The 22,000-nt window shown below is 69.1% G+C and carries 20 protein-coding genes; 8 read left to right on the top strand and 12 right to left on the bottom strand.

Annotation, left to right across the window (positions count from 1 at the left end):
* Positions 1-39: 39 nt before the first annotated feature.
* The 6 genes from mptB to H5J31_RS10750 form a co-directional block, all read right to left on the bottom strand.
* Complete coding sequence (gene mptB / locus H5J31_RS10775; RefSeq protein ID WP_181772361.1) at positions 40-1,599, bottom strand: polyprenol phosphomannose-dependent alpha 1,6 mannosyltransferase MptB; 1,560 nt, start codon at positions 1,597-1,599, stop codon at positions 40-42.
* An 83-nt stretch (positions 1,600-1,682) separates the two neighbouring features.
* Complete coding sequence (nikE, locus tag H5J31_RS10770; protein WP_181772360.1) at positions 1,683-3,332, bottom strand: nickel ABC transporter ATP-binding protein NikE; 1,650 nt, start codon at positions 3,330-3,332, stop codon at positions 1,683-1,685.
* Positions 3,329-4,234 (bottom strand): ABC transporter permease, encoded by a 906-nt coding sequence (locus H5J31_RS10765; protein ID WP_181772359.1) that lies wholly within the window; start codon positions 4,232-4,234, stop codon positions 3,329-3,331. Before H5J31_RS10765 ends, nikE begins: the two co-directional genes overlap by 4 nt.
* Positions 4,231-5,262 (bottom strand): ABC transporter permease, encoded by a 1,032-nt coding sequence (locus tag H5J31_RS10760; RefSeq protein ID WP_181772358.1) that lies wholly within the window; start codon positions 5,260-5,262, stop codon positions 4,231-4,233. The genes H5J31_RS10765 and H5J31_RS10760 overlap by 4 nt, the downstream gene beginning before the upstream one ends.
* 9 nt (positions 5,263-5,271) lie before the next feature.
* A complete protein-coding gene (locus H5J31_RS10755; RefSeq protein WP_181772407.1) occupies positions 5,272-7,059 on the bottom strand; it encodes an ABC transporter substrate-binding protein in 1,788 nt (595 codons plus the stop codon).
* Between the two features lie 375 nt (positions 7,060-7,434).
* On the bottom strand, positions 7,435-9,225 hold the full coding sequence (locus H5J31_RS10750; protein ID WP_207897828.1) for a hypothetical protein: 1,791 nt from the start codon (positions 9,223-9,225) through the stop codon (positions 7,435-7,437).
* 112 nt (positions 9,226-9,337) lie between these two features.
* Between H5J31_RS10750 and H5J31_RS10745 the strand changes: the two genes are divergently transcribed.
* Genes H5J31_RS10745 through H5J31_RS10735 form a run of 3 tightly spaced genes read left to right on the top strand, consistent with a single transcriptional unit; the run spans position 9,338 to position 11,075 of the window.
* Positions 9,338-9,703, top strand: coding sequence for a cupredoxin domain-containing protein (locus H5J31_RS10745; protein ID WP_181772356.1), 366 nt, complete (start codon positions 9,338-9,340; stop codon positions 9,701-9,703).
* Positions 9,700-10,923 carry a hypothetical protein gene (locus H5J31_RS10740; RefSeq protein ID WP_181772355.1) on the top strand — a complete coding sequence of 408 codons (1,224 nt, stop codon included), beginning with the start codon at positions 9,700-9,702 and terminating at the stop codon, positions 10,921-10,923. Before H5J31_RS10745 ends, H5J31_RS10740 begins: the two co-directional genes overlap by 4 nt.
* A complete protein-coding gene (locus H5J31_RS10735) occupies positions 10,920-11,075 on the top strand; it encodes a hypothetical protein (RefSeq protein ID WP_181772354.1) in 156 nt (51 codons plus the stop codon). Before H5J31_RS10740 ends, H5J31_RS10735 begins: the two co-directional genes overlap by 4 nt.
* Here H5J31_RS10735 and H5J31_RS10730 read toward each other — a convergent pair.
* Positions 11,072-11,620 (bottom strand): TetR/AcrR family transcriptional regulator, encoded by a 549-nt coding sequence (locus H5J31_RS10730; protein WP_181772353.1) that lies wholly within the window; start codon positions 11,618-11,620, stop codon positions 11,072-11,074. The genes H5J31_RS10735 and H5J31_RS10730 overlap by 4 nt on opposite strands.
* 92 nt (positions 11,621-11,712) lie before the next feature.
* On the opposite strand from H5J31_RS10730, the gene H5J31_RS10725 reads away from it, so the two are divergent.
* The gene (locus tag H5J31_RS10725) at positions 11,713-11,997 is read left to right on the top strand and encodes an antibiotic biosynthesis monooxygenase (RefSeq protein ID WP_181772352.1); all 285 of its coding nucleotides are present in this window, start codon (positions 11,713-11,715) and stop codon (positions 11,995-11,997) included.
* Positions 11,994-12,572, top strand: a complete 579-nt coding sequence (locus H5J31_RS10720) for a DUF2867 domain-containing protein (RefSeq protein ID WP_181772351.1) — start codon at positions 11,994-11,996, stop codon at positions 12,570-12,572. The genes H5J31_RS10725 and H5J31_RS10720 overlap by 4 nt, the downstream gene beginning before the upstream one ends.
* Here the strand turns inward: H5J31_RS10720 and H5J31_RS10715 are convergent.
* Both H5J31_RS10715 and H5J31_RS10710 read right to left on the bottom strand, forming a co-directional pair.
* The gene (locus tag H5J31_RS10715; RefSeq protein WP_181772350.1) at positions 12,521-15,523 is read right to left on the bottom strand and encodes an AfsR/SARP family transcriptional regulator; all 3,003 of its coding nucleotides are present in this window, start codon (positions 15,521-15,523) and stop codon (positions 12,521-12,523) included. The genes H5J31_RS10720 and H5J31_RS10715 overlap by 52 nt on opposite strands.
* A 166-nt stretch (positions 15,524-15,689) precedes the next feature.
* Positions 15,690-16,130, bottom strand: coding sequence for a winged helix-turn-helix transcriptional regulator (locus tag H5J31_RS10710; RefSeq protein WP_181772349.1), 441 nt, complete (start codon positions 16,128-16,130; stop codon positions 15,690-15,692).
* 90 nt (positions 16,131-16,220) lie between these two features.
* On the opposite strand from H5J31_RS10710, the gene H5J31_RS10705 reads away from it, so the two are divergent.
* Both H5J31_RS10705 and H5J31_RS39835 read left to right on the top strand, forming a co-directional pair.
* Positions 16,221-17,402 carry a thiolase family protein gene (locus H5J31_RS10705; protein WP_181772348.1) on the top strand — a complete coding sequence of 394 codons (1,182 nt, stop codon included), beginning with the start codon at positions 16,221-16,223 and terminating at the stop codon, positions 17,400-17,402.
* The gene (locus tag H5J31_RS39835) at positions 17,399-18,436 is read left to right on the top strand and encodes a (4Fe-4S)-binding protein (RefSeq protein ID WP_181772347.1); all 1,038 of its coding nucleotides are present in this window, start codon (positions 17,399-17,401) and stop codon (positions 18,434-18,436) included. Before H5J31_RS10705 ends, H5J31_RS39835 begins: the two co-directional genes overlap by 4 nt.
* Here the strand turns inward: H5J31_RS39835 and H5J31_RS10695 are convergent.
* Positions 18,418-18,990, bottom strand: a complete 573-nt coding sequence (locus H5J31_RS10695; RefSeq protein WP_181772346.1) for a dihydrofolate reductase family protein — start codon at positions 18,988-18,990, stop codon at positions 18,418-18,420. The genes H5J31_RS39835 and H5J31_RS10695 overlap by 19 nt on opposite strands.
* A gap of 139 nt (positions 18,991-19,129) precedes the next feature.
* On the opposite strand from H5J31_RS10695, the gene sigJ reads away from it, so the two are divergent.
* On the top strand, positions 19,130-20,017 hold the full coding sequence (gene sigJ, locus H5J31_RS10690) for an RNA polymerase sigma factor SigJ (RefSeq protein WP_181772406.1): 888 nt from the start codon (positions 19,130-19,132) through the stop codon (positions 20,015-20,017).
* A 71-nt stretch (positions 20,018-20,088) separates the two neighbouring features.
* On the opposite strand, the gene H5J31_RS10685 is transcribed toward sigJ, so the two are convergent.
* Both H5J31_RS10685 and H5J31_RS10680 read right to left on the bottom strand, forming a co-directional pair.
* Positions 20,089-21,168 (bottom strand): glycoside hydrolase family 5 protein, encoded by a 1,080-nt coding sequence (locus tag H5J31_RS10685; protein WP_181772345.1) that lies wholly within the window; start codon positions 21,166-21,168, stop codon positions 20,089-20,091.
* A 209-nt stretch (positions 21,169-21,377) separates the two neighbouring features.
* Positions 21,378-21,980 carry a CGNR zinc finger domain-containing protein gene (locus tag H5J31_RS10680; protein WP_181772344.1) on the bottom strand — a complete coding sequence of 201 codons (603 nt, stop codon included), beginning with the start codon at positions 21,978-21,980 and terminating at the stop codon, positions 21,378-21,380.
* Between the last annotated feature and the right edge of the window lie 20 nt (positions 21,981-22,000).

The following is a 22,000-nucleotide window of genomic DNA, read 5'->3' as shown; positions in this document are numbered from 1 at the left end:
CCTGGATCCCTCAAGGGGGCCTTCACGGACTTCAGCAGATCAGGACCGACGGGCTTCAGCGGGCAGGAACTGCTCCGCGGGCTTTCCTCGCCAAGCGGCGATGATCCCCAGCGGATCCGGCCGCAGCAGCGAAGCGGCCGCGTAGACACTCGCCGCGACGACGCCCGCCATGAACCACCAGTCGTACAGCGCCTGCTCCCCTGTCGGGTAGTACACCAGCGTCACGAACACCGAGACCGCGACGACGACCGCGAGGTTCCGGCGGCGCCATTCGAACGCCGACAGGACCACGAAGCCCCAGGTCAGGTACCACGGGAGCGAGGGCGGCGGGACGATCGCACCGGCCAGCAGGACGATCGCCATGCGGTGGATCGCCGGGTTGCCGCCGTTGCGGGCCAGCCACCATTGGCGGCCGGCGAAGACGAACAGGCCGACCATCGCGATCGCGCGGAACACCGTGACGAACGGCGAGACCTCCACGTCGATCACCAGGTTCACCAGCGAGTAGAAGATCTCGCCGATGCCGGTCGGGAAGTTCATCCAGTTCGCGATCAGCGTCGGCGCCTTGAGGCCGGTCAGCCAGCCTAGGTTGACCGAGCCGAGCGAGATCCAGGTCCCGGCGACGAACACCGGCAGGAAGATCCCGACCGACGCGGCGCCCGCGCGGAAGAAGTTGACCACCTTCCGGTCGCCGGGCAGGTGGTTCGCCCACACCCACACCAGGAACGGCAGTGCCCAGGCCGCGGTGGGCTTGATCAGCATGCCGATGGTGACCAGGACGATCGCCAGGACGTGTTTGCGCTCCAGCGCGGCCAGCACGCCGATGGTGAGGAAGCCCAGCATCAGCAGGTCGTTGTGCGGACCGCCGACGAGGTGGATCACGGTCATCGGGCTGGCGATGGCGAGCCACAGGGTGATCGGCAGCTTGCCGCCGAGGTGCTTGACCAGCCGAGGCAGCGACCAGAGCATCCCGACGAGGCCGATCATCAGCACGAGCCGGGTCGCGATGACGCCGGCGATCATGTCGTTGCCGGTGATCCCGACGATCCACTTCGCGACCAGCAGGAACAGCGGGCCGTACGGGGCGGGCGTGGTCTGCCAGAGCGGGTGGACGTTCTGCACGACGTCCGGCAGCACGACGAGTTCGGCCGGGCCGTTGGCGTACGGGTCGAGCCCGTTCAGCAACTGCGCGCCCTGCGCGAGGTACGAGAAGACGTCGCGGGTGAACAGCGGCGGCGAGACCAGCAGCGGTGCCATCCAGCAGGCCGCGGCGATCACGATCGGACGGCTGCCGATACGGCCCGCGAGCGCGTAGCGGCCCAGCCGCACCCACGCCCAGATGATCAGCGCGAAGCCCGTGTAGAGCATCACATTCGCCAGGATGCGGCCGTGGCCGTAGCGGATCCACGACAGCGGTCCGTGACCCAGGATCGGGTCACGGATGAGGATGCCGCCCGCGCCGAGTGCGGCCAGCATCAGCAGCGTGCTGCCGATGGTTCCCATCGCGATCGTGCGGTACGGGAACCGGGAAGGCACCCGGAGCCGCTCGCCGAGCGAACCGGCCGAGGGCGTCTGCGGGGAGTCTGTCGTGGTCGCCATTTCGAGATTGGAGGTTACACACCGCGCCTGTGCGAGTGCGCGGCAATGGGTGTTTCCCGCGTCGGAGACGGGAATTCCGTCGGTCAGCGGTCGGCCGCCGCCCGCTGGGCGGTACCACCGGGCAACGCGGCGAGCAGCGACTTCGTGTACTCGTGTTTCGGGTCCAGCAGGACCTCTTCCACGGTACCGACCTCCACCAGTTCCCCTCGGTACATCACCGCGACCCGGTCGGCGATGTTCCACGCCAGCCCGAGGTCGTGGGTGATCACCAGCCCGGCGAGACCCAGCTCACGCCGCAGGCGCAGCAGCAGCGCGAGGATCTCCCCGCGGACGGACGCATCCAACGAGGCCACCGGTTCGTCGGCGACCACCACCCCCGGGTCCAGCGCGAGCGCGCCCGCGATGACCACCCGCTGACGCTGCCCGCCGGACAGCTCGTGCGGGAGCCGGTCGAGGAACTTCTCCGCGGGACGCAGTTCGGCCGATTCGAGAGCCTTGATGACGATCTCGCGTTCGGTCGCCCCCATGCCGTGGATGCGCGGGCCTTCCGCGACGGCCTCGTACACCGTGTGGTTCGGGTTCAACGCGCTCGTCGGGTCCTGCAGGACCAGCTGGACCTGACGCCGGTACGCCTTGAGCCCGGCACCGCCGAGCGGAACCGGCTTGCCGTCGTAGCGGACCGCACCGGAGTCGGGTTTCTGCAGCCCGAGCAGCGTCCGGGCCAGCGTCGTCTTGCCCGAGCCGGACTGGCCGACCAGCGCGACGATCTCGTCCTTCCGCACCTGGAGACTCACTCCGGCGACGGCGTTGATCCGCTTGCCGGTCCGGTCACGGAAGCTGACCCGCAGATCCTCGGCCTCCAGCAACGCGGGCTGGTCGCCGCCGCGTTCCGGCTCCGGTGGGAGCGGTGTGCTGGTGGCCGGCGCGAACCGGGACACCGGATCGCCGACGGTCGGGAACGCGGCCGCCAGCGCCTTGCTGTGCTCGTGCTGAGGCGCGCTCATCAACTCGGCGCTCGGCCGTTCCTCGACGATCTCGCCGTCGTACATGACCGCGATGCGGCGACACGTCGCGGCGAGCACCGACAGGTCGTGACTGATCATGATCAGCCCGATCCCCTGCTCGGCGACCAGCCTGCCCAGCAGGTCGAGCACCTGGGCCTGGACGATGACGTCGAGTGCGGTGGTCGGCTCGTCCGCGATGATCAGCCGCGGCGAGCAGGCCAGGGCCATCGCGATCATGACGCGCTGTTTCTGGCCGCCCGACAGCTCGTGCGGGTACGCGCCGGACCGCCCGGGCGGCAGGTCGACCTGTTCGAGCAGTTCCGCGACCTTGGCCTGGACCTCGGCGTCGGACAACGCCTTGCCGCCGGGCGGATGCAGGCGGATCGGCTCGGCGATCTGCTCGCCGATCTTGCGGACCGGGTTGAGCGCGTGCATCGCACCCTGGAACACGACCGAGGCCTCGGCCCAGCGCACCGCGCGCAGCCTGCCCCACTTCATGGCCGTGACGTCTTCCCCGTCGAGCAGGATCTCGCCGCTGACCTTCGCCGAACGCGGGAGCAGCCGCAGGACGCTCATCGCGACCGTCGACTTCCCCGACCCCGACTCCCCCGCCACGCCGAGCGTGTCACCGGGTTCGAGTACGAGGTCGACACCGCGGACGGCGGCGACCTCGCCGCTTCCGGTGGCGTAGGTGACGCCGAGGTTCTTCAGTTCCAGCAAGGGGCTCATGAGTGCCGTCCCTTCAGGCGCGGGTTCAGCACGGTCTCCAGCGCGCGTCCGACGAGGGTGAAGGCGAGTACGACCACGACGATCGCGATGCCCGGCGGCAACAGGTTCCACCAGGCGCCCTTGCTGATCGCGCCGTTGTTCAGCGCCACCTCCAGCATGGCGCCCCAGGAAACGGTGTTCGCGTTGCCGACGCCGAGGAACGCCAGCGTCGCGTCCGCGATCACCGCGTTGCCGACGACGAGCGTGGTGTTGGCCAGCACCAGCGGCATGACGCCGGGCAGCACGTGCTTGCCGATGATGTGCAGGTGCCCGCCACCGAGCGCCTTCGAGCGCTCGATGTACGGCCGGCTTTCGATGGTCAGCGTCTGCGCCCGCACCAGACGCGCGGTGCTCGGCCAGGCCGTGACGCCGATGGCGACGATCACCGTCATCGTGCCCTGGTCCAGCACCGCCGCCAGCGCGACGGCGAGCACCAGCGACGGCAGCACCAGGAAGAAGTCCGTGAACCGCAGCAGCAGCCCGGACACCCAGCCGCCGAAATGCGCGGCCGCGATCCCGATGACCGCCCCGATGAACACGGAAAGGAACGCGGCCGAGAACCCGACCAGGAGCGAGACCCTCGCCCCCCAGAAGGTCATGAGCAGAACGGACCGGCCGTCGATGTCGGTGCCGAGCCAGAACTCCCCGCTCGGTCCTTCGAGCGAGCCACCCGTGGCCTTCGTGACGTCGAGGCCGGATTCGTCCGAGATCACCGGGAGCAGGACGGCCAGCAGGGTGATCACGCCGAGGAAGATCAGACCGGACAGCCCGGCCTTGTTCATGGCGAACTCGTGCCAGTGCTTCGCCGCCGCCTCGCGACGACGACGCCAGACGATGCCGCTGGGTTTCTCCGCTGTGGTCATGCCGTCCGCACCCTCGGGTCGAGCACGCGGTAGAGCAGTTCCGCGAACAGGTTCATCAGCACCACCGCACCGGCGAGCACCACGAAAACTCCTTGCAGGAGAGGAAGATCCGGCCCCTGCAGTGAGGTGTAGAGCAGCTGCCCGAGGCCGGGCCAGCTGAACACGGCCTCGACCGAGACCGCGCCGGACACCACCATGCCGAACTGGATGAAGACGAGCGTGACGGTCGGCAGCAGCGCGTTGGGCACCGCGTGCCGTTTGCGCACGAGTTCGTCCCGCAGCCCCTTGGCCCGCGCGGTGGTGAGGTAGTCCGAGTTCATCTCACCGATCAGGGACGACCGCATCACCAGCATGTACTGGGCGTAGAAGACCGCCAGCAGCGTGAGGCACGGCAGCACCAGGTGGTGCAGGACGTCGAGGCCCTCACTGAAGAATCCGGGTGCGACGTCCGGGGAATGCATGCCACGGCTGGGGAAGAGGCCGTTCGTGGCGACGAGCAGGATGAGCCCCAGCCAGAACTGCGGGACCGACCACAGGGTGAGCGCGATCCCGGTCTGGACGCGGTCGAAGGTGCTGTTGCGGCGCCACGCCGCCCGGATGCCGAGCCAGAGCCCCAGCGCGATCGCGAGCACGGTCGCGCTGCCGACCAGCAGGATCGTCGGCCACAGCCGCTCCCCGATCAGCCCGGCGACAGGCTGCTTGAGGATGTAGGACCGGCCCATGTCACCGGTCAGGAGACCGGTGAAGTAGTCCCAGAACTGCTGCAGCAGGGGCTTGTCCACGCCCATCTGCTCCCGCAGTTCCGCCATCATCTTGGCGTCCGTGGGCCGGTCGCGGACCATGAACCGCACCGGATCGCCCGGCAGCATCCGGAACAGGAAGAAGCTGAGGACGATCACCAGCAGAAGGCTGGCGATCGCCTCACCGATCTTCGAAAGCACGAACCGGGCGGTGCCGGTCCCGCCTCGGCGCTCGTCGGGATCGACGAGCGCCGAGTTCTGGTCGAGAGAACTGAGTGCCTCGGTCAACGCTGTCCTTTACTCCCGGTCGTCGGCCGACTTGCCGCGCCGCCCGAGCAGCACGCCGCCACCCACGAGCACGACCAGCACGACGGCGCCGATACCGATCCACAGTCCGGTGTTGCTCCCGCCGTCCTCCGCGCCGGCCGCGGCGGCATCACCCGGAGTGGCGCCGTAGACGCCCCAGTAGCCGGACTGCTCGAGGATCGCGCCTTCGGGCTGCGGCTGCTTGGTGAACGAGGAGAACTTGTCCGAGCGGTAGGCCTCCAGCACGTTGTCGTAGTCGAGGACGACGTCGACGTACTGGTTCGCCAGCACGGCCTGGGCCTGCTTGACGATCTCGGCGCGCTTGGCCGGGTCGAACTCGGTCAGCTGCTTCTTGTACAGGTCTTCGTACTGCGGGTCGCAGAAGAAGGTGGCGCTGGTGCCGCCGTTGCCCTGGGCGTTCGGACGGGCGGCGCAGGTGTTGAGCGACAGCGCGTAGTCCGGGTCGGGCGAGGTGCCGTACCCGGAGATCGCCAGGTCGTAGTTGCCCGCGGTGGTGCGGTCGTCGAGTTCGTCGTCGGAGACGAGTTCCTGCTTGACGCCGATGCCGATGTCCTTGAGCCAGCCACCGACGAACTGGGCGGTGCGCTGGTCGAACGGACGGTTGGCGTGCCCGGCGAGGCGGAACTCCAGCTTCGCGCCACCAGGGGCGACACGGATGCCGTCCGGGCCCTTCGCGAAGCCGGCCTGGTCGAGGGTCGCGTTCGCGGCGGCGGTGTCGTACTTGGTCTTCTCGGCGTCCGACGGCGTCCAGGTGTAGGCCTTGTAGATCGCGGGCACGACGCCGGTTCCGGGCTGGCCGTAGCCGTTCATCACCCGGTCGACGATGGCCTGGGTGTCGATGGCCTGCGCGATCGCCTTGCGGACGCGGATGTCCTTGAGCAGCGGGTTGCCGTCACCGATCGGCTGCTCGGCGACGTTCTTGACGCCGAAGTTGATGATGAGCTCGTTGTACCGGCGTCCGGGTGCCTTGTTCGTCGTGATGCCCGACTGGCCCTTGAGCGCGTCGAACTGGGTCGGCGTGAGCCGGTTGATGACGTCGACCTCGCCCTGCTTCAGCGCGTTCACCGCGGCCTCGGCGTCCTTGAACTGCAGGAGCTGCAGTTCGTCGACCTTGGGGGCTCCGCGCCAGTAGTCCTTGTTCGCCTTGAACTTCACGAACTCGTTCTTCTTGTACTCGGTCAGCAGGTACGGGCCGCTGCCGACACCGACGACGGCCATCTCGTCGGTCGAGGGTGCGTTGAGGTCCTTGATCGGCTCCCAGATGTGCTTGGGCACGATCGGGACGTCGAGCGAGGTCATACTCGCCTGCGGCGCCTTCGTCTTGATGACGAGGGTCTTGTCGTCCGGCGCCGACACCGACTCGAAGTTGGTGACGTAGCTGCCGTTCGCGGTGCGGGCGTTCTCGTCGTCGAGCATCCGCTGGAAGGTGTACGCCGGGTCCTGCGCGGTCACCGGCTTACCGTCGGACCACTTCATCCCCTGACGGATGGTGAAGGTCCAGGTGAGCTTGTCGTCGGAGGTCTTCCACGACTCCGCGACCCCGCCCGTGGGCTGGGTGTCCTCCGCCGAGGGCAGCGTGAGGAACTCGTAGTTGAACCGGCCGACCTGCGTCGCCGCCGACAACGTGGCGGTGAACGGGTTCAGGTGGTCGATCCCGGTCGTGAGCGCCACCCGCAGCACCTTCCCCTGCTGCTGCGCCGTCGCGGCGGGCACGAAAGGCACCGTCGCGACCGCCGAAGCGGCGAGGACCGCGACCACGCGAAGACCGCGTCGTCGCCTGGGAAAACGCTCTGTGCGCACGAAGACCACCCCATCGAAACTCGCTGTATCCAACCCCCGAAGCGGAAAAGTAACCACATGTCGCGGTAACCGCGCAATGACTCGCCAACACCCCACGTGCACGGATAACGCCGTCGCGTGGTCAAAAGTGACCGTCAGTGATAGCAAAGTCGCTTTCGGTCACCATTTGGGCGTATGACGAGGGCACGACCGCTGCGTCCTGGGCATTCAAGGAGAGCGCGCTTGCAGAACGCTTGCGCCCGATGATGCTCAATCGATACCGGACAGCAAAGTGGCCGCCGTGTCGCGATACGACTCGACGGCCACCTTCGCACCGGCGACTGCCCTCCTGCTTCAGCCGACGGAGACCTCACGCCGCCGCGCGGTGGCGGCACCCGCGTAGAGCCACGCGAACAGCGCCCACATACCGGCGAAGATCAGGCCCACGGTGGCGTAGGCGACCGTCCACAGCACGGCGGGCGTCTCGGATTTCCGTTCCCGTTGCAGGAACTCGATCTCGGACATGAATTCGCGCGGGCCGGAGGCGGCGTCGATCGCGGGCGCGTTCGCGGCCGGGTCCGCGGGGGCGTAGATCGGGGCGAGGCCCATCACCCGGTTGGGGACGTGCACGCGGATCCCGGTCTTCCACTGGCCGAACACCGGCAGCGGCTGGGCCGTGCGGTAGACGCCGTCGCCGATCTTCTCCAGCGGCGCGGTGAAGAAATCGCCGCCCTGCCAGGAAAAGCCGTTCAGCCACACGGCGTCGTCGGCCAGGTCGGGCCGGGAGAGCGTGACGGTCGCGTCCACCCAGCGAGGCGTGCCTCCGCCGTGCGGGTTCGAGATCGGCAGTCCCGCGGCGGCCTCGGTCAGCCGGACGTCGGCGGTGAACCCGGGTTCCGGGTCGCCCGGGACGGCGACCGACGACATCAGGGCGACCGCGCCCAGGGCTCCGACGAGACCGATCGCGTGCCGGGGACCGGACGCGGGTTCCAGCGTCGCCGTCTCCTCGACCCGCTGGTACTGCCAGACGCCGATGAACGCGCCCGCGAGTGCCGCGCCGGTCCCGAAGACGAGGAACAGCGGCAGATGCGCGGACGGCCACGGGTTCGGCATCAGCCAATGGGTGAACGCCGCCTCGGCGAGCATCCCGGCGGTCCCCACGAGCAGACCGGCCACGACGGCGAACGTGTACCCCTGGCGGTTACGCAGGGCCAGAGCGACGACTTCGATGATCACCGCTTCGGCGATGTACGGCAGCAGCGACGCGACGTGGAGGTCCGCGAAAAGCGGGATGATGGTGAAGGAGGCGCGCGACACGAGGAAGACCGCGACGACGATCAGCGCGCCGCCGGGTCCCCAGGACAGCCGTCCGTAGGTCAGCGTCCAGGCACCGATCAGTCCGACCAGCACGACCTGCGACAGCATCGGGAACTGCGGCACGCCGAGGTCGAACTCCATCAGGAACGCCGAAGCGCCCATCATCCAGGCACCGGCGAGCACCGGGCCGAGCAGGCGCACGATCGGTCCGGTCGCGCCGACCTGACGCGCCTCGCCGAGCAGCAACTGCAGGCCGAGGACGACGCAGACGCCGCCGCCGATCATCAGGACGTGGGTCGGGCCCCATTCGGTGACGTCCTGGCCGAACAGCCGGTGCCAGACGTCGTCGAGCGGGAAGCCGGCGATGCCGACCAGACCGGTCGCCATCATCTGGATGGAGCCCATCGGGGCCCGCCAGTGCGGGCCGATCTTGAACGTGCGCTTGGGCAGGTCCTTCGTCGCCAGGGTCGCGCTGAGCACGCCGGCGGCGAAGATGCCCATCAGTCCGAAGTAGATCGGGTAGTGCGACGGGTTCGCGAGCGGCCCCTCGTCGCGGCCGAGTTCCATATGGATCGGCACGTCCCAGTAGACGCCGATCAGCGCCGACATACCGGACAAGAACGCGACGACCATCGGCAGCGCCGCCCACCGCGGCAGACCGCTGAATTCACCCGTCCAGTCGGCGATCCGGCCGAAGACGGTCCGCTTCCCCGCGCGCTCACGGAGGACGAAAACAGCCAGTGGCAGGAAGACCGCGGTGAACATCAGGCCCGCGATGACGATCTGCCCGAATTGCGCGCCGCCGGCAGGCGGGCTCTCCTGAGCCATGAACACCGTGCTCGCCTTCCTGCTAACCTAAGTAACTGTTACCTTGGGGTAACACGATAGGGGCAAGGTCCCGGACAGGCAAGCCGGGGCGTACGACTTGAAAGGGACCTCGATGCGGAGGATCGGCGGGATCTGCGGGATCACCATGGCCGCGCTGCTGGCCGTGACAGGCTGTTCGGGATCGACCGGCTCCGAACCCGCGCCGGGCACCGGCACGCGGACCGTGAAGTTCTCGATCGCCGAGGGCCGCCGCACGGCGGGCCCGGAAGAGGTCGCGGTGCGCACCGGCGAGAACGTCGCACTGGAGGTCACCTCCGACCAGGCGGACGAACTACACGTCCACGGCTACGACAAGGCCGCCCAGTTGGCGCCCGGCGTCCCGGGGACCGTCTCGTTCACCGCGAACATCGACGGGATCTTCGAGGTGGAACTGCACAAGAGCGGCGCGGCGGTGACCAAGCTCCGGGTGAGCGGATGATCCTGGCGCACGGTCTCGGCGGCCGGTCCGATCTGCCGGTCCCGCTGTGGCTCGCCCTGTACGCGGGAGCGGCGGCCGTCGTGGTCTCCTTCTTCGCGCTCACCGTGCTCTGGAAGGAACCGAAACTCCGCGGCGCCGACGCCGGCCGGCCGCTTCCCCCCGCCCTGCAAGGATTCGTGGACAGCACACCGGCCCGTGTCGCGTTGCGGGTGGCGGGGGTCCTGCTGTTCGCGGGATTCCTGGTGATGGCGTGGGCCGGTCCGGACAGTTCGGCGGACAACCCCGCCTCGGCGTGGTTCTACGTCTGGTTCTGGGTCGGCCTGGTGCCACTCTCCCTGCTGTTCGGTCCGGTCTGGACCCGGCTGAATCCACTGAGGACGGTCGCCTCCTTGTTCCCGGTCCGACACAGGGAACTCCCCGACCGGCTGGACTACCTGCCCGCGATCGCCGGCCTCTTGGCGTTCTTGTGGCTGGAACTGGTCTTCCCGCATTCGGACTCGCCGCGTGCGATCGCTCTCTTCTGCTCCGTATATGCCGTTATACAGATTGCTTTCGGGGTGGCCTTCGGGCCGCGCTGGTTCGACCGGGGTGACGCTTTCGAGGTCTACGCGCGGTTGATCGCGGCCCTCTCCCCCTTCGGCAGGCGCGCCGACGGACGTCTCGTGCTCCGGAACCCCCTGGATGGCCTGCTCACCCTCTCCCCCGCGCCCTGGCTGACCGCGCTGGTCCTGGTGGTGCTCGGGTCGACGGCGTTCGACGGCCTGACCCGGCTCCCCTTCTGGACGTCGCTGGACGCGGGTGTCCTCGGAGGCACCGCGGGGCTTGCCGCCTGCATCGCGCTCACTTATGGCGCGTACGCCGGCGCCATCAGCCTGACCAGGCCCTACCTGCGTCGCGGATTCGACCCCTACCCCGCGTTCGCGCCGTCCCTGATCCCGATCATGGTCGGCTACACGGTCGCGCACTACTTTTCGTTCGCGGTGTTCTCCGGACAGCAGGGCTTCGGCCGCGCGATCGACTACACGGTCGTCTCGACCGGCGTGATCGCGCTGGTGCAGATCGCCGGGATCGTCGCCGGGCACGTGCTGGCCGTAACCTCGGCGCATGACCGTTCCGTCGGCGTGCTGCGCGCGAACTACGTCAAGGTGGGCCAGTACCCCATGCTGGCGCTGATGATCGCCTACACCGCACTCGGGATCGCGCTGGTCTCCGGCTCATGACCATCGCGGCGCGGGTGATGATGATGCACCAGGGCGGCTGGGACGAGATCCTGATCTTCGTCGGCCCCGTGGTGATCATCGGGCTGCTCATCTACGTCGCGCGCAAACAGGTCCCGACCACGCCGGAAGAGGACGACCAGGACACGGTCTAGCCGTCGAGCAGCAGCTTCCCGGCGAGTTCGGTGACCTCGTCGCGGCTGTGGGCGCCATGGTCCGCGGCCATGAAGTGCTTGCCGATCAGCAGTGAGAACGCGAGCAGGCAGCGGGCTTCGACCTCGTCCTCGTCGGCGAAGATCTCGCGCATGAGCGAGCGCAGGTAGTCCATCCGCTGGTTGTCGACGCGCCGGAGCCGCTCGGCGACCGCCGGGTCGCGCCTGGACCAGTCGCGGATCGCGAGGTCGATCGGCAGCAGGTGGTCACTGGCGAGCATGCCCGCGCGCCGGATCTTCGCCCTGGCGTCGCCGCCTTCGCTCTCGACGGTCTCGAACAACTCGCCGGTGCTCATCCGCTCCCAGGTGACGAGCATTTCCTCGATCAGCGCGCCGCGATCGGCGAAATGGCCGTAGAAGCCGCCTTTGGTGACTCCGAGCGCCTTCGCGAGCGCCTCGACACGGACCGCGTCGGGTCCCCCGGTGGACAACGCCCGCAGCCCCGCGTCGATCCATGCGCGCGGCGGGGTCCGGGTTTCAGCGGCCATGTGATCACCGTATCCCGCGTCACGCCGTCACCACGACAGCGATATATACGCTACCGTATAGATGGCGGAACGCACTGGGAGGACACATCGAAATGAGTGTTGGATTCGTGGCCATGCACTACCCGCACGCCGATCACCACGACGCGTTCGTCGCGCGGGTCCAGCGAGTCGCCGGGGTCCTGCGGTCCACGCCCGGCTGCCTCGGCGCCGAATGCTGGGTGACCGCCGCCGGCGACGCCGTCGTCTCGATCGCGCGCTGGGAATCCGAAGCGGCCCAGGCCGCCTCGATGCAGGCGCTGGGTTCGGCCGACGTCGACGTCGCCTACGACGAACGCGAGGTCCGCCCGCGCGAGATCACCGCCCTGGTGTCGGCATGAAACTCGCGAACACGGCCCACACCGGGCAGTCGTGGCGGATCCACGAGGTCGCCGGGGACTTCGACCTCGAAGACGTCTGGGCGCTCGAAACACCCGGCGGTCCGGACGACTTCGCCAAGTTGGTGAAGCAGTTCGCCTCGGGCGACTTCCCGGACGGCGCACCGCTGATCGTCCGCGCGCTGTGGTCGCTGCGGTGGAAACTCGGCGCGTTGTTCCGGCTGGACGAACGGGATTCCGGCCTCGATTCCCGTGTGGAGTCCGTCCGGGACAGGCTGCCCGAGGACCTCCGCGACACACCCACCGGCCCGGACGAGGACTGGCTGCCGTTCACGCCGATCTACCGGCTGGACGACGAATTCGCCGCGGAGATGGCGAACCGGACCATGCACGGGATCCTGCACCTGGCGTGGATCGAGGAGGGGCCCGGCCGGTATCGCGGTCAGATGGCGGTGCTGGTCCGTCCGAACGGGCGGTTCGGGCGCGCGTACATGGGGTTCATCAAGCCCTTCCGGTACCTGTTCGTCTATCCGGCACTGTTGCGGCTGATCGAACGGAACTGGCGTTCGTCCACATAGGACGCCAGTTCGGACCTCGCCGTCCTCGCGGCGGCGAGGCCCAGTCCGGTGTAGATCGTGATCGCCTGGTCGTAATGACGTCGTGCGGCCACGACGTCGGCGTCCGCGACGGCGACCCGCGCGAGTCCACGATGCGCCCGGGCCGCCTGTTCCCGCGAGTCGATCCTGGTCGCGACGGTCAGCGCCTCGGCGTGGTTCGCGCGAGCCGCGTCGGCGTAACCGCAGGCGTGGCAGGCCTCCCCCAGCCCGTTGAGCGCCCACGCCTCGCCGTCGCGAGTGCCATGACGGCGGAACAGATGGAGAGCTCGCCGGTGCCGGGTGGCGGCTTCGACGGGACGGCCCGCCAGCGCTTCGGCCCGGCCGAGAGCGTCGATCGCCCACGCCTCGCTCTCCCGGTGCCCGAGTCTGGCGAACAGATCCGCGGCCTCTTCGTGAAGCCGGTGCGCGTCGGCGGACTTGCCTTCTTCGGCGGCGAGTTCCCCGAGACCGACCTTCACCCAGGCCTCGCCGAACCGATGCCCGGCCTGCCCGTGGAGCCCCATCGCCTGCCGCAGCCGATCCTCCGCCTCCGGCACGCCCAGCCGGGCCTCGATCGTGCCGAGTCTGGTCAGGATGTGCGCGCGGCCGATCACGTCGCCGAGCCGGTCGAACAGCGTCAGTGCCTGCGCGTAGTAGCCGGACGAGGTCCGGTATCTCCCTGCGCACTCTTCGAGCATGCCGACCGTACCGAGGACCCTGGCCTGCCCCAACGGGTTCCCGATCTCGCCGTACGCCGCGAACGCCGCCCACAGGTCCGCCGCGGCGGGCTCCGGCCGTCCCGCCCGCATATGCAACCCGCCGAGGGCGATGAGCGCGTCGGCTTCGGCCGAACGGTCGTCCCCGGCACGCGCGGCGGCCCTGGCGTACCCGTGGATCGACAGTGCGATGGCTTCGTGATGCCCGTCGAGGTAGCGGAACAGCAACGCGGACAACGTCACGGCGTGCTCCGGGAATCCGCCGGCCACCGCCTGCGCGGACAGGGCCTGGACGGCGGGAAGTTCCTCGTCCAGCCAGGTGCGCGCGCCGTCGGCGTCGGTGAAGGACGGCGCCGGACTCGCCGTGCCGGTCACCGCGGGACGGCGGTGGGCCTCGCCGGGATAGAGGCGATCCATCGCCGCGGCGATGGTGGCGTGGTAGTAGCGGTGGACGCGGCCGAGCGCGGCGCACGCGTCGTCCTCGCCGCCGGATTCCGCCGCGTAGGCCTTCAGCAGATCGTGCATTCCGTATCGGTCGGCACCGGAAGGCTCGATCAGATTCGCCCGCGCGAGGGTGTCGAGCCGGATCCGGGCCCATTCGAGCGGGCGGCCGGCCAGTGCCGCCAAGGCGTGCGCGTCGAACCGCGGTGCCGGATGGAGGCCGAGGACGGCGAAAGCGCGGACGGTGTCTTCGTCCAGCTCTCGCAACGACCACGAGAACACAGCGCGCACGGCGGCCCGCTGGTCGGCACCGCCGCTGAGCAGATCGAGGGTGTGCTGAGCCGCTCGCAGTTCGTCGACCAAACGCGCCAACCTGGTGGCCGGCCGCGACACGGCGAGCTCGGCCGCCAGACGAAGGGTCAGCGGTAACCGCACGCATCGTTCGGCGAGCGCGGCCGCGGCTTCCGGTTCCGCGTCCACCCGCGGTCCGGCCAGCCGCCGCATCAGCGCGACGGCGTCGGGGTCGGGTAGCTGGCCGAGAGTGACCCGATGGGCGCCGTGCAGGGCGACGAGCCCACCGAGCGAGTCCCGGCTGGTGACCACGACGACGCAGTCGCCCGTCCCCGGCAACAGTGGGCGGACCTGCTCGACCGTGGCCGCGTTGTCCAGCATGACCAGCATCCGCCGGGCGGCCAGCTCGGTCCGGAAGCGGGCGGCGCGTTCGGTCAGGCCGAGCGGGATCTCCGTCCCCGGCGGCACCAACGCGGTCAGGAACGCGCCCAGCGCCTCGACGGGCGCCATCGGCTCGCCCGGGTCGTAGCCACGCAGGTCCAGGTACAGCTGGCCGTCGGGGAACCGGTCGCGGAGCCGGTGGCCCCAGTGCACGGCCGTCGCCGTCTTCCCTGCCCCGGCGGTGCCGGTGAGGCAGACGACCACGGGTTCCCCGGTGGCATCCGCGACCAGTCTGTCGAGCGCGTCGAGTTCGTCGGCTCGGCCGGTGAACGCGGAGACGAGTGCGGGCAACTGGGCCGGAACCGGCGCGACCGGCGCGGTGCCCGAAGGCAGTTCGTGGCGCAGCACCGCCTCGTGCACGCCGGCGAGCTCCCGGCCCGGATCGGCGCCGAGGTCGTCACGCAGGAGACGTCGAATCCGTTCGTAGCGGGCGAGCGCGTCCGCCCCGCGCCCTACCGCGTACAGGGCGCGCATCAAGGTCGCCGCGACAGTCTCCTGCAACGGGTGGTCGTCGGCCAGCTCCGTCAGCCGGGTCAGCGTCGCCGGTGCGTCGCCCGCCTGGATCGCCGCGTCGGCCCAGGCGACGACGGCGGCGACCCGCTCCTGGGTCAACGTCTCCCGGGTGCGCTCGGCCCAGTCGCCGCGCAGACCCGCCAGCGGTTCGCCTTGCCAGAGCCCGAGTGCCGCGTGCAGCGCGGCGGCGTCGGCGGGACTCTCACGCAGCGTGTCGCGGAAGCGGAACAGATCGACCTGGCCGGGCGGGACATCGAGGCGATAACCACCGGAATCCCGCGACACCCTCGCGCCACCGGGGTCGGCTTCTTCGAGCGCGCGCCGGATCCGTGTGATGTGGGCCTGCAGCGAGCGGCGGACCTGTTTCGGCGGGGATTCACCCCAGACCCGGTCGACCAGCACGTCGACGCCGACGGTGCGGCCCGCCTCCAGCAGCAACACCGCCAGCACCGCCTGCCGGCGCGGTTCGCCGATGGTGACGGCCTGTCCGCCGGTGTACAACCGGATCGGTCCCAACACCCGGAAATCCACGTTCACCCCTCGGCCGGGTGGGCACTCCCCATGCCCGGTCCCGACCGCTGCATCGTAGGGCCGCGTCACGACCGCTACAACATCCTTCGACGTGGTTCGCGGTCACGATCCCCATCCCGCGAGGAAACCGGGCCGACCGATACCCGACTCACGGACTCATCGCCACTCACGTCGTGCGGCGGGTGCTGCGCACCAGCGTCATATCCTTTTCCCGCACCGGCTCGTGGCAGTGCGCGCACACCGTCTCCGGCGCGAGCTCCTCGCCGCACGAGTGTCGCCACACCGTCGGCGCGGGCCCCTCCGTGACGTACTTGTCGCCCCACGCCATGAGGTTCAGCAGCACGTGGTTGAGCGCGTGCCCGGCTTCGGTGAGCACGTATTCGTACCGCGGCGGATGTTCCTCGTAGAGCCGCTTTTCGAGGATGCCGGTCTCGACGAGTTTCCGCAGCCGCGCGGTCAGGATGTCCCGGCTGGCCCCGGTGTTGCGGACGATCTGGTCGAACCTGCGCGCCCCGAAGAACACCTCGCGCAGCGCGAGCAGGCTCCAGCGCTCCCCGATCACCTCCATCGCGTTGGCGATCGAGCAGTCCCTCGGTCCTTCGGTCATGGGACCCAGGGTAAGGCCAGTGAGTCTTGATTTCCAACCCACTCGATGCCACAGTGAGTTGGATATCCCAACTCACCCGAGGAGGCAGCCGTGCACGACGCGGTCATCGTGGACGCCGTCCGCACCCCCATCGGCAAGGGCAAGCCCGGCGGTTCCCTGCACGAGATCCACCCGGTCCAGTTGCTGGCCCACACCCTCCGCTCGCTCGTCCGGCGCAACGGCCTCGACCCCGCCCTGATCGACGACGTCATCGGCGGCGCCGTCGACCAGGTCGGCGAGCAGGCCCAGAACGTCACGCGCTGGGCGGCGCTCGCGGCCGGGTTGCCGGAAAGCGTGCCCGCCACCACTGTCGACCGGCAGTGCGGAAGCAGCCAGCAGGCCGTGCACTTCGCAGCCCAGGGCGTGATGGCCGGCGCGTACGACGTCGTCATCGCCTGCGGTGTCGAGTCCATGAGCCGCGTCCCGATGTGGTCGAACGTGCTGCCCGGTACCGATCCCCTCGGCCCCGGCGTCGCCGAGCGCTATCCGGAAGGCCTGGTACCGCAGGGGATCAGCGCCGAACTCATCGCCGCGAAATGGTCGCTCAGCCGCGAGGCGATGGACGACTTCGCCGTCTCGTCGCACCGGAAGGCCGCGCGGGCGCACGAACTCGGACGGTTCGCGAGCCAGATCGTGCCGATCGAGACGCCGTCCGGTCTGGTGTCCACCGACGAATCGGTCCGTCCCGGCACCGACCTCGGAACGCTGGCCAAACTGCGCCCGGCGTTCCAGGACCAGGCGATCTCGGAAAGGTTCCCGCAGATCGACTGGTCGGTGACCGCGGGCAACAGCAGCCCGATCAACGACGGCGCCTCCGCGGTGCTGATCACCTCCAGCGAAACGGCGGCCAGGCTCGGCCTCCGTCCCCGTGCCCGCCTGCACAGCTTCGCCGTCACCGGCTCCGACCCGCTGCTCATGCTCACCGGTGTCATCCCCGCGACCGAGAAGGTGCTGCGGCGCGCGGGTCTGCGACTGGAGGACATCGACCTGTTCGAGATCAACGAGGCGTTCGCGAGCGTCGTGCTCGCCTGGCAGCAGGAGACCGGGGCCGATCCGGCGAAGGTCAACGTCCACGGCGGCGCGATCGCACTCGGCCACCCGCTCGGCGCGAGCGGCACCCGGCTGATGGGCACCCTGGTCAACGCCCTGCACCACCACGGTGCCCGCTACGGCCTGCAGGCGATGTGCGAAGGCGGCGGCCAGGCCAACGCGACCATCCTGGAGGCGCTGTGACCGACCGGCTCCCCAAGAGACTCGCCGGTCATCCGTCGGTCCAGGCGGTGCTCGCCCGACCGCGCGACAAGCCGTCGCCGGTGATCGACGCCGCCTGGCTCAGGGAGATCTGCCTAGCCGCGGGCGCCGACGACGCGGCCGCGGTCTCCCTCGATCATCCGGATCTGGCCGGGGAGCGCGAGCACGTCGAACGGGCGCTGCCGGGGACCAGGACACTGGTCTCGCTGGTCGTGCGGATGAACCGCGACGACGTCCGCTCCCCCGCCCGCAGTGTGGCCAACCAGGAGTTCCACCGGAGCGGCGAGATCATCAACGAAGCCGGGCACACGATCGTCCGGAGCCTGCAGGACGCCGGACATCGCGCGGTCAACCCGTCCGCGACCTTCCCGATGGAGATGGAGAACTATCCCGGCCGGATCTGGGTGGTGGCGCACAAGACCGTCGCCGTCGCGGCCGGGCTCGGTGCCATGGGCCTGCACCGCAACGTCATCCATCCGAAGTTCGGCAATTTCGTGCTCCTGGCGACGTTGCTGCTCGACGCCGAGGTGTCCACCTACGGCGAGGCCCTCGACTACAACCCCTGCCTGGAGTGCAAGTTGTGCGTCGCGGCCTGCCCGATCGGGGCGATCTCCAAGACCGGCGAGTTCGACTTCCTCGCCTGCTCGACACACAACTACCGCGAGTTCATGAGCGGGTTCACCGACTGGGCGCAGACCGTGGCCGACAGCGAGGACGCCGCCGATTTCCGCTCCCGGGTCAGCGACTCGGAGAACGTGTCGATGTGGCAGAGCCTCGCGTTCAAACCGAACTACAAGGCCGCCTACTGCATGGCCGTCTGCCCGGCGGGCGAGGACGTGCTCGGACCCTATCTCGACGACCGCCGCGGATTCCTCGGCACGGTGGTGAAACCGTTGCAGGACAAGGTGGAGACGTTGTACGTGCGGCCGGGTTCGCCGGCGAAGGACTACGCAGAACGCCGGTTCCCGCACAAACCGGTGAAGGAGGTCGACGGCGGCTACCGGAGGACTCGGTAGCGAAGGTGCGTGACACCGGCGTCGCCTTCGAGGACCCGCACCCGCTCCAGTTCGCGCTGGGCGGCACCGAGGTGCTCGAAAAGCCGCACGCCCTCGCCGAGCAGCACGGGGATCAGGTGGATCTCGAGTTCGTCGAGCAGCCCGGCGGCGAGCATGCGCTGGGCCGTACTCGCCCCGTGGACCAGGACGTTCTTGTCACCGGCGGCCTCCTTCGCGGCTTGCGCGGCGCTTTCGACGTCGTTCGAGTAGTGCACCTCGGGCCAGTTCGCCGCCCACTCCGGCTTCGGATGCCTACTGAGGATGTGGATGGGGACACCGTCATGGTGGTCGCCGTTCCAACCGCCGGCGGGCTCGAAGGTCCCCTTCCCCGCGAGGATCGCCCCCGTGGCCATGAATTCGTCGCGGACCAGGAGGTTCGCGCCGGCGACCTCGCCGTCGAACAGCCAGTCGTGCAGCCGCTCGCCACCTTCACCGAGCCCCTGCTCAGGACTCACGTCGCGTCCCGAGATGAAGCCGTCGAGGGACATCGACATGTACAGCACGGTCGAAGACATGGGGTCGCTCCTTCGGTCGGTTCTGCGTACGCGTCGAACGGCGGACCCGGATTTCGACACGGTAGGGCGCGACCCGCTGTCACATCTCCGCGTTCCCATCCGTCAGGGTTACGACGGACGGTGAAGAAGGATGGGGACAGTGGACGAACACGACTGGCTGGCACGGCGTTTCGAGGGACATCGGACGCAGTTGCGCGCCGTGGCGTACCGCATGCTCGGTTCGCTGAGTGAGGCCGACGACGCCGTGCAGGAGGCCTGGCTACGGCTCAGCCGGTCGGACAGCGAGGACGTGGACAATCTCGGCGGCTGGCTGACCACCGTCGTCGGCCGGATCTGCCTGGACATGCTGCGCTCGCGCAAGTCCAGGCAGGAGGATCCGGCAGGCGCGCAACTGCCCGACCCGATCATCGGCCGCGAGGACGGGATCGACCCGGAACACCAGGCCCTGCTGGCGGATTCGGTCGGGCTCGCGCTCCTGGTCGTGCTCGACACGCTGGACCCGGCCGAACGGCTCGCCTTCGTGCTGCACGACATGTTCGCCCTGCCGTTCGACGAGATCGCGCCGATCGTGGGCCGGTCGTCCGCCGCGACCCGGCAACTCGCCAGCCGCGCGCGCCGCAGGCTCCAGGGCACGCCGACCGTCCCGGACGCGGACCTGCCCCGCCAGCGCGAGGTCGTCGACGCGTTCTTCGCCGCCGCGAGGGGCGGCGATTTCGACGCGCTGGTTTCCGTGCTCGACCCCGACGTCGTACTCCGTTCCGAGGGCGGCCCGCTGCCCGCCGGGGCTTCGCGGTTCGTGCGCGGCGCGGCCGCCGTCGCGGGCCAAGCGCTCACGTTCCGGAAGATCGGCGCCGGCGGGGTGCCGCGGCCCGCGCTGGTCAACGGCGCGGCCGGGATGGTCTTCACCAAGGACGGCGTGCCGCGGACGGTCTTCGCCTTCACCGTGGTGGCCGGGAAGATCGCGGCGATCGACATCCTCGCCGACCCGGACCGGCTCGCCACGCTCGACTTCGAACCCCTCGGCTGAAGTGTCATGAAGGGTCTTTCAGGACGGAATTCGTCCTGAAAGACCCCTTCATGACATGCGCGCTGCCGGGATCAGGAGGTCGGGAAGTTGTCCGCTGTGCGGATGCGGTCCCGGATCCAGACGCCCGCCGGCTTCAGCGGACCCGTGCCGGTGAACGAGGAGCCCGAGCAGGTGCCCGGCTTGAACACCGCTCCCGAACGGCTGTCGTCGGAGAAGTTCCAGTTGGTCCAGCTGATCTTCTTCGACGCCAGGAAGTCCAGGTACTTCTGGGAGTTGGTGAAGTCGTTTCCGCCGTCACCGCTGGCGGTCTGGGTGCCGAACTCGGTCACGAACAGCGGGATCTTGCTCGCGGCCCGGCTCAGCGCGTTGAAGTACTCGGTTTTGTGCGACGCCGCGTAGAAGTGGAACGTGTACATGAAGTTGGTGGCGCGCACCGGGTTGTTGATGACGTCGGTCTCGTCGCGACCGTCGGAGATGCCGAGTGAGCCCCAGCCGTGAGTGCCCACGAGCACGACACCGTCGGAGTCCTGGGCGCGGATGACCGGGATCATCTGCTCCGCGTAGCTGCGGACACGGTCCCAGCTGACGTTGTTGGGCTCGTTGGCGATGTCGTAGATGATGTTGGTCTTGTCCTTGTGCCGCTGGGCGATCTCGGTGAAGAACGTCTTGGCGCGGCTCAGGTTCGCGTTCGGGTCGCCGGGGGTGAGCTGATGCCAGTCGACCAGTGCGTACATCCCGCGTTTGGTGGCTTCTTCGATGTACCCGTGCACCATGTCGGTGAACTTGCGCGGGTTGGTCTCGTAGCCGCCTTCCTGGATGTACATCGAGATCCGGAGGACGTCGGCCTTCCAGTCGTTGGCCAGCGCGTCGAGCGAAGCGGTCTTCACGCATTGGCTGTACCACTGGATTCCGTGGGTGCTCATGCCCCGGAGCTGGATCGGTTTACCGGCGGAATTGCAGAGCTGGAGGCCGCAGACCTTCAGCTGTCCGTTGACCGCCGCCGGACTGCCCGGCGGCAGCGCTGCGGCTGCCTGCGTTGCGGGTTCTGCCGCGTTCGCGGTCGCCGTCGAGGTGCTCGCGGTGGCGATCGGGGCCAGCAGTCCGGCGGCCAAAGCGGCCGTCACCCGGAGACGGATCTTGTCCCAACGCATTCGGCTTCTCCTCTCGCGTCGACGGCACCGGCTCTGGTGCGCCGACGGTCAGGGCGGCGGGGTTAAATAGGAAACTTTCCTTACTATTGGAAGGTAAAGGAGAGATTACCCACGGGCTCGACGGACGGTCAAGGCTTGACCACCGACAGTTTCCTGGACATCGGGCATGCTCGGGGCCGTGACAACCTTGATGCGCGTCCTGACCTGGCTCACGGGCCTGAACGGCGCACGCGGGCGCGATAAGCGGCGGCTTTCACCCGGTTCTGGCAAGTCAGTCCGCAGAACCTCTTGATCTGCGCCTGACTCGCGTCGATGTAGACCTCGTCGCACCGCGGCGCCGCGCACAAGCCGACGCGATGCGGGATGTGCTCGCCGAACGCGGCCGCCACCGACACCGCCAGCCCGGCCGCCCACTGCTGCACGAGGTCGGCCTCGGGACTGTGGAAGTGCAGATGCCACGACCGATCGTCGTGACGATGCAGGTACGGACGAGCGCGACTGTCGGCGAGCATCCGGTTGAGCAGCCCGGCCGCGCTGTCGTGCTCGCTCCGCGAAAGCGCTTCGATGATCTCGCGCAGCCGCGACGCGAGATCCCGCAGCCGTTGCGCCGCGAGAAGATCGACCGCGCCGTTTCCTGGCGCTTGATCACCGAGCGCCTCCGCGGCGGCCCGGGCCAGATCATGGCCGGCGAGCGACGGTTTCGCCCTGCCGTGGACGTGGTCGCCCGTCAAGGCGTTGATCAGCGCGACCCCGGTTTCCAGGCGCATCGCGTGGTGGCCGTCGAGTTTCGCCCCGTCCGGCTCGTCGGACATCGAACCCCTCCCCCGGCGTC

It is taken from the genome of Amycolatopsis pittospori (assembly GCF_013870525.1).
GTDB lineage: Bacteria > Actinomycetota > Actinomycetes > Mycobacteriales > Pseudonocardiaceae > Amycolatopsis > Amycolatopsis pittospori.
The sequence above is the reverse complement of the archived record's forward strand: the minus strand, read 5'-3'. Positions and strand labels throughout refer to the sequence as shown.